Origin of the sequence: Nonomuraea sp. NPDC003709 (assembly GCF_040610775.1) — a bacterium.
Lineage (GTDB): Bacteria > Actinomycetota > Actinomycetes > Streptosporangiales > Streptosporangiaceae > Nonomuraea > Nonomuraea angiospora_A.
The window spans coordinates 18,020-30,321 of the sequence record NZ_JBEXMW010000031.1 but is presented as its reverse complement, the minus strand read 5'-3'; the positions used below and the strand labels follow the sequence as shown (position 1 = coordinate 30,321).

Genomic DNA, 12,302 nt, shown 5'->3' with positions numbered 1-12,302 from the left:
GGGTATGGCACTGGAGCAGGTGCATCTCACCGGGGAGAAGGCCACCCTGCTCGCCACCCTGTACGGGCGGGCGCTGGACGCGCGGTCCCCGGATCCGATCCTCGGCGACGACCTGGCCGCCGAGGCGGTCGAACGCATCGACCACGACTTCACCGAGACCGGGATGAACGCCGGCCTGGCCGTCTCGGTCGCGATCAGGGCGCGGTTCATCGACCGGTGGGCGGCCGGGTTCCTGGCCACCCATCCCGAGGCCACCGTGCTCCACCTGGGCTGCGGCCTCGACACCCGCGTCCACCGGCTGGACCCGCCGCCCAGCGTCCGCTGGTACGACGTGGACTACCCCGACGTGATCGAGCTGCGGCGGCGCCTGTTCCCCGAGCGGCTCGGCTACCGCCTGATCGGCTCGTCGGTCACCGAGCTGAAGTGGCTGGAGCAGGTCCCGGGCCACGCCGCCGTGCTGGTCGTGGCCGAGGGCCTGCTCTACTATCTCGACCCCGGCGAGGGCCGGGCCCTCATCAGGGCGATCGTCGACCGCTTCCCCGGCGGCCAGTTCGTCTTCGACGCGGTGAGCCCGCTCGGGCTCAAGACGCAGAAGCTCAACAGGCCGGTGCGCAAGGCGGACGCCCACCTGGTCTGGGGCATCGACGGGCCGGGCGAGCTGCTGGCGATCCATCCGAGGTTGCGTTGCCTGAGCGCGGTGAGCGCGTTCGACATCGAGGGGTTCGACCGCCTGCCGACGCCGCACCGCATCGCGGCCCGGATCGCCGGGCTGCTGCCGGGGGTGAAGCGGGCGGCGGTGTTCTACCGGCTCGGGTTCTGAGGGGCGCCGCCGTTGTCCCTGCGGTCCAGGGCGGTCTGCAGGGCCTGCGCGGCCTCGTCCTCATGCTCCTCGGCACGGTTCCAGGCATACATCTCGTACATGTGACTCATCTCATTTCGCGAGCCGTTCGGCGGACGAATGGGACTTATTGGCCGACACCACGACGCTCCGCGGCGAGTCGTCGACCTGCCCTAACAGGCCCCGCCGCGGCAGGTAATAAGTACGAGCACCTGGCGCATTACCAGCAACAGTACCCCAGCAATCTCATTGGATGTCCTAGTATCTTGCATGCTGAGACAACAAAGGCCGCCACCCGGAACCGGGTGGCGGCCTTCAGGCCGGGAAGGAGGCTCAGCCCTCCAGGTCCACGGAGCGGCCGCTCTCGGCGCCGATCTCGTTCCCGATCTGGTCGATCACGTCGGCCGGGATCGCCGAGTCGACGGTCAGCGCGATGAGCGCGTTGCCGCCCTTGGTGGAGCGGGCCACCTGCATCGAGGCGATGTTGACGCTGTGCTCGCCGAGGAGACGGCCGACCACGCCGACGATGCCGGGACGGTCGGTGTAGGTGAAGAACGCCAGGTGGGCCGTCGGCTCGATCTCCATCTCGTAGCCGTTGACCTCGACGATCTTCGTGATCTGGCGCGGGCCGGAGAGCGTGCCGGACACCGAGACCTGGCGGCCGTCGGCGAGCACGCCGCGCACGGTCACCACGTTGCGCCAGTCGGGGCTCTCCGAGCTGGTCACCAGCTCCACGTTGAGACCGCGGTCCTTGGCCAGCAGCGGCGCGTTGACGTACGTGACCTGCTCCTCGATCACGTCGGTGAACACGCCCTTGAGGGCGGCCAGCTCGATCACCCGCACGTCCTCGGAGGCGATCTCGCCGCGCACCTCGACGTCGAGCTTGGTGGCCACCTCGCCGGCCAGCGCGGTGAAGACGCGGCCGAGCTTCTCGGCCAGCGGCAGGCCCGGCTTGACGTCCTCGGCCACCACGCCGCCCTGGACGTTGACCGCGTCCGGCACGAACTCGCCCGCGAGCGCCAGCTTCACGCTCCGCGCGACCTGGGTGCCGGCCTTCTCCTGGGCCTCGTGCGTGGAGGCGCCCAGGTGCGGCGTGATGACGACCTGGTCGAGCTCGAACAGCGGGCTGTCGGTGCACGGCTCCTTGGAGAACACGTCAAGGCCGGCGCCGGCGACGCGGCCCTCCTTGATCGCGGCGTAGAGTGCGCCCTCGTCGATGATGCCGCCGCGGGCGACGTTGATGATGCGCACGGACGGCTTGACCTGGTGCAGCTCCCGCTCACCGATGAGACCGACGGTCTCCTTGGTCTTCGGCGGGTGCAGCGTGATGAAGTCCGACCGCTTGAGCAGTTCCTCGAAGCTGACCAGCTGGGCGCCGAGCTGGGCGGCGCGGGCCGGAGGCAGGTACGGGTCGAAGGCGATGATCTCGACGCCGAACGGCTGCAGCCGCTGGGCCACGAGCTGACCGATCTTGCCGAAGCCGACGATGCCGACGACCTTCTCGTCGAGCTCGACACCGGTGTACTTGGAGCGCTTCCACTCCCCGTTCTTCAGCGCGGAGTGAGCCTGGGCCGTGTTGCGGGCGCTGGCCAGGATCAGGGCGACCGTCTGCTCGGCGGCGCTGGTGATGTTGGAGGTCGGCGCGTTGACGACCATGACACCGGCCTTGGTGGCGGCTTCGACGTCGACGTTGTCGAGGCCGACGCCGGCGCGGGCGACCACGCGCAGCTTCGGCGCCGCGGCGATGGCCTCGGCGTCGACCTGCGTGGCGGAGCGCACGATCAGGGCGTCCACCCCGGCGAGGGCGGGCAGCAGCTGGGAACGGTCGGCGCCGTCGGTGTGGCGGACCTCGAAATCAGCGCCGAGTACGGCGAGGCCAGCCTCGGACAGCTCCTCTGCGACCAGAACGACGGGCTTGTTCACTGGTGTGGATCCTTAACGGCACGGCGGGCATTCGGGGGACACGTCCACGGATCCCCCGACGGTCCCACAGATTCTATCCGGCGCTTGTGAACGCGTTCACGAGGCACCCACGATGTGAGACAGCTCCGCTCTACCCCCGGAGGAAGAAACTCATCCACTCCGCTCCCATCTTTGTCTTGATCGGGAGATTTATTCGCCATTAGCCTGATAAGCCGTGGCCGAGTACCTAGGGTTCGTCTTATGAGCATCGGGAATCCTGCGCTTGCCGACGCGCTCGCTCAGCATGGCACTCCGCATCGCCTGCTGAGCGCTCTCGCCGACGGTGGAGTCCTGGTGGCAGTGCGGTCAGACCGCTCGGTCGTCCTCGGGACGACCCAGGCCGGAGACCGGGTGTTGCTCGGTTACACCGGCTCTGTCACCTATGCCAGGCACCGCGGCAGTCATTCCCTATCGGCGTGCGACGCCGACACCATCCTGGACATCCAGCGCGTCACCGGCGTGCGGGAGATCGTGATCGACGCGGCCGGACCAGCCGCCGCGGCCGTGCCCATCGACGACCTCCAGCGCTTCATGTCCTCGTCGCGTTCGGGGCCGACGCCCGTCCTCTCGGGGGCGGTGCCTGCCGCGTACGCGACGGGGGCGATGGCGACCGTGTCACGCGGTGCCGCGCTGGCCCAGGTGGCACCTCCGACTCCGCAGGCGCCGACGCTGCCGTGGGTGCCCGCGCCCCGGCCGCACCTGTCGGGGCCCATGCAGCAGGTGGACCCCGGCTACCGGCGGTGCGCGCATCCGATCCTGCCCGCGCTGCGGCAGGCCATCGGGCTGCTGCTCATGGACTTCCCGCTGGTGCACCACGTCTGGATCTCCGAGGCGCGCACGGCGTCCGGGGCTCCGGGGATCATGCTGCACGTGAAGGTGCACATGTCGGCCGCCGAGGACGTCGTACGCGACCTGCACCGCCTGGTACGCGCCCGGCTGCCGCAGTTCGCGGCCTCCGGTGCGCCGATCCTCATGGCGAGGGTGGCGGACGCGCGCAGCGAGCAACGGATGATCGAGATCGGCGCGCACGTGGTGTGCGCGAACGTCATCGACTGACGCGAGCCATGTGGCGCGGGGCCCGGGTGACCGGGCCCCGCGGCATGGGAAAAAGTGGGCCCTCCCGAACAAGCCCTCGCTCGGGTTCAATGAGTAAATGATCACACCGGCGGTGCGCTCGTCCACGGTCTCCAGGGGCGTGCGCCTCGGCTACGGCGTCGGGTCCTTCTGCACGGCCACGGTCAGCACCGTGCCCGGCTTGCTCCTGCTGTACTACATGACCAATTTCCTGGCCGTGCCCGCCTGGCTGGCCGGGGTCGTGGTGACCGCGCCCAAGGTCTGGGACCTGATCGTCAACCCGCTGATCGGCCGCTGGTCGGACCGGACCCGGTCGCGGCTGGGCCCCCGGCGGCCCTGGCTGCTGGCGGGCGCCTGCACGCTGCCTATCGCGTTCTTCCTGGTGTTCGCGGGGCCGCCGCTGACGGGCGTGCCCGCCGCGCTCTACGTGGGGATGTGCTTCCTCGTGACGGCGACGGCGTACGCGCTGTTCGAGGTGCCGTACAAGGCGATGCCCGGCGAGATGACCCACGACTACCACGAGCGCACCTCGCTGCTGCAGTGGCGCATGATCTTCATCGGCGCGGCCACCGCGGTCAGCGGCGTGCTCGCCCCGGCCATCGTCACGAGCCAGGGCGAGCACGGCACGCTGGACAGCTACCGGCTGATGGCCACGGTGATCGCGGTCATCCTGCTCCTCGCCATGCTGGGCTCCTTCTTCGGCACGGCCCGCGCGCCCATGACCGGCGCGCCGGAGGCGGACCGGGGAGGGTGGCGCGAGCAGTTCGCCGCGATCAAGGGCAACCGGCCGTTCCTGTGGCTGACCATGCTGGCCTGCACGCAGATGCTCGCCGTGAGCATGATGCTGGCCGCCGCGCCGTACTTCGCCGCGTACACGCTCGGCTCGCCGAAGGCCACGCAGACGCTCTTCGCCGCGCTGGTCGGCCCGATCCTGCTGACGATGCCGCTGTGGGTACGCCTGGCCAAGCGCTTCGACAAGCGGGGCGCGATGATCCTGGCGGCGCTCCTGTACGCCGGCGGCACGACGGCTGCCCTGGCCACGCCGGTCCTCGGCATCGTGTGGGCGCATGTGACGATCCTGGTGGTCGGCGTCGGCTACGCGGGGGTGCAGCTGCTGCAGTTCTCGATGCTGGCGGACGTGATCGCGGCGGACGCGGCCGAGACCGGCAAGCGGCGGGCGGGCGTGCTGACCGGGCTGTGGACGGCCATCGAGAGCGGCGTCAGCGCGTTCGGCGCGCTGATCTTCGGGGTGATCCTGTCGATCGGCGGCTTCATCGAGTCCGAGCCGAGCAGGCCGGTCGAGCAGCCGGACAGCGCGGTGACCGCGGTCCTGATCGGGCAGACCGCGGTCCCGGCACTGATCATCTTCCTGTCGGTGCTGATGACGCTGAAGTACCGCCTCACGCCACCCGGCGCGCCGGCACCAGACGCGTCCGTGTGAACGACCCCGCCGTCAGCGCCGCCAGCAGGGGCAGCCCCACCACGACCCCGGCCAGGAAGAGCCAGGGGAGGGCGATCGTCGTGGCTCCCGGGTTGAACAGGTCCATGGTCCCGTAAGCCCTCCGGGTCAGCGGCCAGGTCAGCGCGATGCCGCTGACGGTGCCCGCCGCCAGGCCCACCAGGGCGCCGAGGCCGGAGATGTAGGCCGCCTGGGCCGCCACCACGAGCCTGCGGACCCGCGCCGTCCCGCCGACCGCGGACAGGGTGTCGAGGTCCGGGCGCATGTCGGCGGCGGCCAGCCCGGTGGCCGCGAACGTGCCGCCGAGCACCAGGACCAGCGCGGCCACGAGCAGGATCATCAGGGTGACGAAGCGGCTCTGGGCGTTGCCCCGCTCCGCGATGGCGTAGGCCTGATCTCCGACGATGACCCTGATCTCGGTGGTCAGCCGCTGATCGTCGATATCTGTGTACGCCGCGTAGAAGGTCCGCTGCGCCACCTTGAACCCCGCCTGGGTCAGCACGGACGGCGGGATCAGCACGCCTGTCTGACCGACGTCGGCCGGCGCCGCCGCCACGGCGGGAACCCGGAGGGTCGTGACCGGCTTCCCGTCCCAGTCCTCGACCCCGATCCTGATCACGCCGTCGCGCACGGCGCCCGGGCTGAACGCCACGGCCTTGCCCGCCGCCAGTGCCGCCGCCGCCTGCGGATCCCTGCGTTTCTGGAGGAAGGCGAGCACCTCCTCGTCGGCCACCTGCGCGGAGCCGTAGTCATGGTCGCGGGGGTCGCACGGGGACGGGCAGTCCTCCGGCAGGGCGACGCTCAGACTGAGGGGCTCGCCCCGCGCGTCCATCACGTTCAGCCCGTTGACCAGGCTCGCCCCCGGCAGCTTCTGCTGCACGAGCTCCCGCACCCGCGCCCACCCCTGATCGTCCGCCTTCCAGGCACCGATCACCATGGTGTCCGTGGGGACGATCGAGTTGCGTTTCGCCTCCTGGTCGACATAGTCGCTGTTGAGGCCGATGCCCAGCGTGACGGCTCCCATCGTGGCCGCCATGACCGCGGCGGTGGCGGAGGCCGTACGGACACGGTGGCGGGAGGCGTCGCGCACGGACAGGCGCAGCGGGAGCGGCAGCCGCCCGGCGAGCCGCCCCGTGGCCTGGACCAGCCACGGCATCAGCGCGACCAGCCCGAACACTACCGGCATCGAGGCCAGCGCGACCGACAGCAGGCCCCGGTGCAGGGCGACCCCCGTCGCGGCCAGCCCGAGCAGCACCAGCGCGGCCCCGAGCACGGGACGGCCCGCGCGGCCGGACGTGTCCACGGCGGCACGCCCGGCCAGCACGTGCACGGGGCTCTGCCGGCTCGCCTGGATCGCGGGCACGATGGCCGCGGTCAGCGCGCTCACCACGCCCAGTGCGGCCACGCCGAGCACCTGCGCCCACGGCACGTCCGCCGGACCGTGCGTCCAGTCCAGCCAGCGAGCCGCGAGCCACTCCCCCAGCAGCCCGGCGCCGATACCCAGGGCGGCGCCCAGCAGGGCCGCCGCGCCGCCGAGCACCAGGCCGTCGGCCAGCACGATGGTCTTGAGGTGCCGCCCGGAGCCGCCCTGCGCGGCGATCACGGCGAGCTCCCTGCGCCTGCGGCGCAGCCCGACCGCGAAGGCGGGGCCCGCGAGCAGGACGGTCTCGGTCACGATGAGCACGACGCCGACACCCAGCTCGACCAGCCCGTGCAGGTCCCGGGGCCCGGAGTCGCCGGCGCCGGAGCGCTCGATCAGGAACCGGGACTTGACGCCCAGGCCCACCTTGTTGAGCCTCTGCACGTCCGGCTGCTGCACGGGGGCGGCGGTGTCGATGAGCCAGCCGCTGTCGTTGCCGTCGTTCTGGTGCGGGAGCAGCCCTTCCGGCAGGGCGAGCATCTCGCGCAGGCCGGGCCGGTTCGGGTGCTCGGCGACCCCGACCACCCGCACGGTGCGGTCCGGCCGCCACGTCTTGATCGTGTCGCCGATCCGGACCCCGCTGTCGATCAGCGCGGGGGACACGGCGACCTCACCGGGTGCGGCGGCGAACCTGCCCTCGACCAGGCGGCGCATCCCCCTGGTCAAGGGGTCGCGCAGATCGGCCTCGAACACGTCGACCCGGCTGTAGCCGTCCGCCAGGCGGGCCTCCACGACGTTCGCCTGGTAGCGGAGCAGGCGGCCCTGGAGCAGCGTGCCGATCTCGGCGGGCGTCCACGGCTGCTGGGGACGCGACGCTTCGCGCAGATTGGTGATCTCCCCGTCCGCGCTCTGCTCGACCGGGGTGCGGTACGGACTCGTGGCGATGCGGGCGTCGGCCGCCCCCAACGCCGAGTCCAGCTTGTCGCGGGCGGTGATGTCCGTGGTGGCGGCGCCGGTGAGCACCGCCGTGATGACCAGGACGGGCAGGCCGATCATCACCATGATCAGCGCGGTCCGGCCCTTGAAACGCAGGGCGTCCCTACGGGAGATGCGCAGCGCGGCGCGGAACGCGCTCATCGGGCGCTCTCCAGCCGCACGGCGCTCGACTCCACGATCACGCCGTCACGCAGGTAGACCACCCGGTCGGCCCAGCCCGCGTAGCGCGGTTCGTGGGTGACCAGCAGGACCGCCGCGCCGGCGTCGCAACGGGTGCGCAGCAGCTGCAGGATCTCGTCCCCGGTGGCGGTGTCGAGCGCGCCGGTCGGCTCGTCGGCCAGCAGCAGCCGCCGCTCGCCGACCAGCGCCCTGGCGATGGCCACGCGCTGGCGCTGCCCGCCGGACAGCTCCTCGGGGAAACGGCCGGCGACCTCCCCGGCCCCCACCTCGGCGAGCACGGCCAGCGCCTCCTCGCGGGCGGTCCCGGAGCGCACGCCGTCGAGTTCCCTCGGCAGCATCACGTTCTCGGCGGCCGTCAGGGACGGGATCAGGTTCAGGTCCTGGAAGACGTACCCGACGCTGGTGCGCCTGAGCGCGGCCAGGTCCTTCACCCTGGTCAGGTCCTCGCCCTCGATGGTCACGGTCCCCGAGGTGGGCCGGTCGAGACCGCCCGCCACGTTGAGCAAGGTCGACTTGCCCGAGCCCGACGGGCCCATGACCGCGACCAGCTCCCCCGCCGCCACCTCCAGGCTCACGCCCTTCAGGGCCTGCACCTGGCCGTGCTCGCGGGTCACGTCCCGCAAACTCACCACAGTCATCGCTCTTGCTCCTTGGACATCTGCTTGGAAACGGCCTCGCAGTGGTCCAGCCAGCGCTGCTCCGCCTCGGCCTTGAAAATCAGCGAGTCGAGGACCAGCCGCTGTGCGAACCCACCTGCCGCGGCCCGTTTGGCCCGGGTCAGCTCCTGCAGCCCGCGCATGGTGGCCACGCGCTGGGTCTGGATGACCTCGGCCACGTCCAGGCCACCGGCCACGGCCATCGCGATCTTGATGGCCAGCTCGTCCCGAGGCCGGTCGGACTGGGCGACGGGGGTGCTGAACCATCGCTCCAGCTCCTCCCGACCGGCCTCGGTGATCGTGTAGACCGCGCGGCCCTGCTCGTCGGCTCCCCCTGGGGCCACCAGGCCATCGCGCTCAAGCCGGGAGAGCGTCGTATAGACCTGGCCGATGTTCAGCGGCCAGGTCGCCCCTGTGGACGTCTCGAACTCAACCCTGAGCTGATAGCCGTAACGCGGTCCGCTGCTCAGCAACGCGAGCAGTCCGTGTCGTATCGACATGGATACTGAGTATGCATACTGAGTATGCCCATCGCAAGCGATCCGTGTTTTCTGGACAGCGAGCGCCCTTCGGTCCGATACTCGCTACATGAGCTCGACGCAGCCGCCTTTTCGCGCATCAGACGGGGAACGCGACCGCGCGATCGGGGAGCTCAGGGACCAGGCCGTGGAGGGCCGGATCTCCCACGACACGTTCGTAGGCCGGGTTGACCAGGCGCTGCGCGCGCAGAACCGGCACGAGCTCGACAAGCTGGTCGCGGACCTGCCGCGCAAGCCGACGATCAGGCAGCGGCTGACCGACGCCGTCGCGTCGGTCTCCGAGTTCACCACCCGGGTGCAGTCCGCGTGGCGGCGACCCCGGCTGCCCAAGCTGGCGCTGCCCGACGACGACCGGCTGCGTTACGTGGTGGGGCGCGGGTCGGCGTGCGACCTCGTCCTGTCGGACTTAACCGTCTCCCGCGTCCACGCCGAGCTGCGCCGCGAGGACGACGGCGAGTGGATGCTGGTGGACCTCGGCTCGCTCAACGGCACCCGGCTCAACGGGTGGCGGCTGGTGGGGCCGGCGCGGGTGCGGTCGGGTGACGAGATCTCGTTCGGCGACTGCGGTTTCATGGTGAGCTCGGGCCAGCCGTCCTTCTGACGCGTCCGCCCAGAGTCGCCCGACAAATACGGATATTTGCGGATTACAGCTGGCTTGTGATGATCCACGCTGGCGTGGCGATTCCCCATTCATTTGGAGACCCCCCATGCGGCGCACCTCAGCATCCCTCGTCGCGGGCACGCTCGTCGCGGCCCTCGCGTGGGCGTCCAGCCCTTCCTCCCCAGCCGTCGCCCTGGAGCCCTCCGCCGGCGTGGCGGACCTCAACCAGGACATCAACAAGATCCTCAGCGACTCCCGGCTCACGATCGCCAGAGCGGGCGTGGTCGTCAAGAGCGCCGCCACCGGCGAGGAGCTGTACGCCACGGACGCGGGCAAGCTCCTGACCCCCGCCTCCAACACCAAGCTGTTCACCTCCGCCGCGGCCGCCGAGACCCTCGGGCTCGACTACCGCTTCTCCACCACCGTGCTCTCCTCGGGCCGCAAGGCCGGGTCGCTGCTGGCCGGGGACCTGGTGCTGCGCGGGACCGGCGACCCGACCATGCTGGCCGACGACTACGACGCGCTGGCCGCCAAGGTCGCCGCCGCGGGCGTCAAGGTCGTGACGGGCAAGCTGGTGACCGACGACACCTGGTTCGACTCGCAGCGGCTCGGCAACGACTGGTCGTGGGACGACGAGACCGCCTACTACGCGGCGCCCATCTCCGCGCTGACCGCCTCGCCCGACAGGGACTACGACGCCGGCTCGGTGATCGTCTCCGTGGCCGCTGACGGCGACCAGGTCAAGGTGTCCACCACCCCGGAGACCGGCTACCTGAAGATCGTCAACAAGGCCACGGTGGGCTCGGAGACCGACGTGCTCATCGAGCGGCAACACAACAGCCGCACCGTCGTGATCACCGGCACGGTGAAGGACCCGTACCAGGAGTGGGTGGCCGTGGACGACCCCACGGCGTACGTCGCGTCGCTGTTCCGCGCGTCGCTGACCAAGCACGGCGTCAAGGTGCTCGGGCCGACCGTCACGGGCGCGGCCCCGGCCGAGGCCAAGGAGCTGGCCGGGCACCAGTCGATGACGCTGGGCGAGCTGCTGGTCCCGTTCCTGAAGCTGAGCAACAACATCCACGCCGAGATCCTCACCAAGGCCATGGGCCGCAAGGTCGCGAACCAGGGCACGTGGTCGGCCGGGCTCAAGGTCAGCACCGACTTCGCCAAGGCGAACGGGGTGCAGGTGATCAACATGCGGGACGGCTCCGGCCTGTCGCGCCGCGACGGCTTCTCGCCGGGCTCGATCGTGCAGCTGCTGACGGCGGTGCGGAGCAAGCCCTGGTTCACCACCTGGTACGAGTCCCTGCCCATCGCGGGCAACGCCGAGCGCTTCGTGGGCGGCACCCTGCGCAGCCGGATGCGGAACACGCCGGCCGCGAACAACGTCCACGCCAAGACGGGCTCGCTGACGGGGGTGACCTCGCTGTCCGGGTACGTCACGAGCGCCGAGGGCGAGCCGCTGATCTTCTCGATCATGCTGAACCAGTACCTGTCCGGCTCCCCCAAGGACATCGAGGACAAGATCGCCATCCGGCTCGCCCAGTTCACGCGTGCCACCGCGACCGCCGACGCCACGCAGCTCCGCGCCACGGAGCAGGGCGAGGCGGGCGACCTCGAATGCTCCTGGCTGAAGCCCGTGCAGTGCTAGCCATCACCTGAAATCGCCTGGAACCGCGCGGCCCTCTGACGCTCAGGGGGCCGCTGTGGTTTACCGGGATCGAGAGGGCTGGATCACGATTCGGCCACTTGGAGCTCCAAGTTAGGTCTGAAATTTCCGTACATGGCCAACTTGGGAGCGCCAGAATGCGGGTTCGACGCAATGTCGAGCCCTGAACCGGAGGAAAGAATGCGCGGACAGCTCCAGGCACTCGCCTGCCTCGGGAGTCTGGCGGCGTTGAGTTTCCCCGCGACCGCCGCGCAAGCGGCCACTCAGGCGGCCTCGGTGCAGGCGTGCCGCGTGGTCGCGGCCAAGCCGGTCGCGACCAGGGGCGTGGTCCAGGGCACCGCAACCAGGACGGGCTGCACCGACCAGGCCCGGCTCAGGGTGCGCATCCAGGTCGTCGCGCCGGGCCCCGACCGGGTCCTCAAGAGCGGCTCGAAGACGGTCGGCACCGGACGGATCACCGCAGGAGTGCGGTGCTCCCCCACCCCGCGCAGCTACTACGTGGTCGCGGTCGACTCGAAGGGGCGCAGCAGCCGGTCGCGCCCCGTGACGCTGTCATGCGCGTCGGGCGGCGGCTTCGCGTCCTCGATCGAGACGGAGGTCGTCAAGATCACGAACAGGGCCAGGGCGAAGAAGGGCTGCCGCCCCCTCATCCACGACCCCAGGCTGCACCTCGCCGCCGAACGCCATTCGGCCGACATGGGGGAGAACAACTACTTCTCGCACGACTCACGCGACGGCCGCACGTTCGACCGGCGCATCAGGGCCGCCGGCTTCTCCTTCAGCTCAGCCGCCGAGAACATCGCCATGGGCCAGCCCACCGCGGCCTCCGTGATGAGCGGCTGGCTCAAGAGCTCAGGAAACCGGGCCAACATCCTCAACTGCTCCTTCACCCACATCGGTGTCGGGCACAACGCCAAGGGACCAACCTGGACCCAGGTCCTCGCCACCCACTGAGCCACGGGAGCGTC

General features: G+C 70.7%; 10 protein-coding genes. 6 read left to right on the top strand and 4 right to left on the bottom strand.

Features of this window, described 5'->3' with window-relative positions:
* Window positions 1-4: 4 nt before the first annotated feature.
* A complete protein-coding gene (locus tag ABZX61_RS55780; RefSeq protein WP_355208810.1) occupies window positions 5-820 on the top strand; it encodes a class I SAM-dependent methyltransferase in 816 nt (271 codons plus the stop codon).
* Between the two features lie 351 nt (window positions 821-1,171).
* On the opposite strand, the gene serA is transcribed toward ABZX61_RS55780, so the two are convergent.
* Window positions 1,172-2,761: a phosphoglycerate dehydrogenase gene (gene serA / locus ABZX61_RS55775; protein WP_355208807.1), complete on the bottom strand. Its 1,590-nt coding sequence runs from the start codon at window positions 2,759-2,761 to the stop codon at window positions 1,172-1,174.
* 333 nt (window positions 2,762-3,094) lie between these two features.
* Here serA and ABZX61_RS55770 point away from each other — a divergent pair, with 333 nt between their 5' ends.
* Both ABZX61_RS55770 and ABZX61_RS55765 read left to right on the top strand, forming a co-directional pair.
* Window positions 3,095-3,856, top strand: coding sequence for a hypothetical protein (locus ABZX61_RS55770; protein WP_350729645.1), 762 nt, complete (start codon window positions 3,095-3,097; stop codon window positions 3,854-3,856).
* Window positions 3,857-3,953: 97 nt separating this feature from the next.
* Window positions 3,954-5,315: an MFS transporter gene (locus ABZX61_RS55765; RefSeq protein ID WP_355208805.1), complete on the top strand. Its 1,362-nt coding sequence runs from the start codon at window positions 3,954-3,956 to the stop codon at window positions 5,313-5,315.
* Here ABZX61_RS55765 and ABZX61_RS55760 read toward each other — a convergent pair.
* Genes ABZX61_RS55760 through ABZX61_RS55750 form a run of 3 tightly spaced genes read right to left on the bottom strand, consistent with a single transcriptional unit; the run spans window position 5,275 to window position 9,025 of the window.
* Window positions 5,275-7,830 carry an FtsX-like permease family protein gene (locus tag ABZX61_RS55760; RefSeq protein WP_355208802.1) on the bottom strand — a complete coding sequence of 852 codons (2,556 nt, stop codon included), beginning with the start codon at window positions 7,828-7,830 and terminating at the stop codon, window positions 5,275-5,277. The genes ABZX61_RS55765 and ABZX61_RS55760 overlap by 41 nt on opposite strands.
* Window positions 7,827-8,507 (bottom strand): ABC transporter ATP-binding protein, encoded by a 681-nt coding sequence (locus ABZX61_RS55755; RefSeq protein WP_355208799.1) that lies wholly within the window; start codon window positions 8,505-8,507, stop codon window positions 7,827-7,829. Before ABZX61_RS55755 ends, ABZX61_RS55760 begins: the two co-directional genes overlap by 4 nt.
* Window positions 8,504-9,025 (bottom strand): PadR family transcriptional regulator, encoded by a 522-nt coding sequence (locus tag ABZX61_RS55750; protein WP_355208797.1) that lies wholly within the window; start codon window positions 9,023-9,025, stop codon window positions 8,504-8,506. Before ABZX61_RS55750 ends, ABZX61_RS55755 begins: the two co-directional genes overlap by 4 nt.
* 88 nt (window positions 9,026-9,113) lie before the next feature.
* Here ABZX61_RS55750 and ABZX61_RS55745 point away from each other — a divergent pair, with 88 nt between their 5' ends.
* From ABZX61_RS55745 to ABZX61_RS55735, 3 genes are all read left to right on the top strand, one after another.
* Window positions 9,114-9,665, top strand: a complete 552-nt coding sequence (locus tag ABZX61_RS55745) for a DUF1707 and FHA domain-containing protein (protein ID WP_350729636.1) — start codon at window positions 9,114-9,116, stop codon at window positions 9,663-9,665.
* A gap of 106 nt (window positions 9,666-9,771) precedes the next feature.
* The gene (gene dacB / locus ABZX61_RS55740) at window positions 9,772-11,316 is read left to right on the top strand and encodes a D-alanyl-D-alanine carboxypeptidase/D-alanyl-D-alanine-endopeptidase (RefSeq protein ID WP_350729634.1); all 1,545 of its coding nucleotides are present in this window, start codon (window positions 9,772-9,774) and stop codon (window positions 11,314-11,316) included.
* A gap of 198 nt (window positions 11,317-11,514) precedes the next feature.
* Window positions 11,515-12,288 carry a CAP domain-containing protein gene (locus ABZX61_RS55735; protein ID WP_355208793.1) on the top strand — a complete coding sequence of 258 codons (774 nt, stop codon included), beginning with the start codon at window positions 11,515-11,517 and terminating at the stop codon, window positions 12,286-12,288.
* Window positions 12,289-12,302 lie beyond the last annotated feature (14 nt).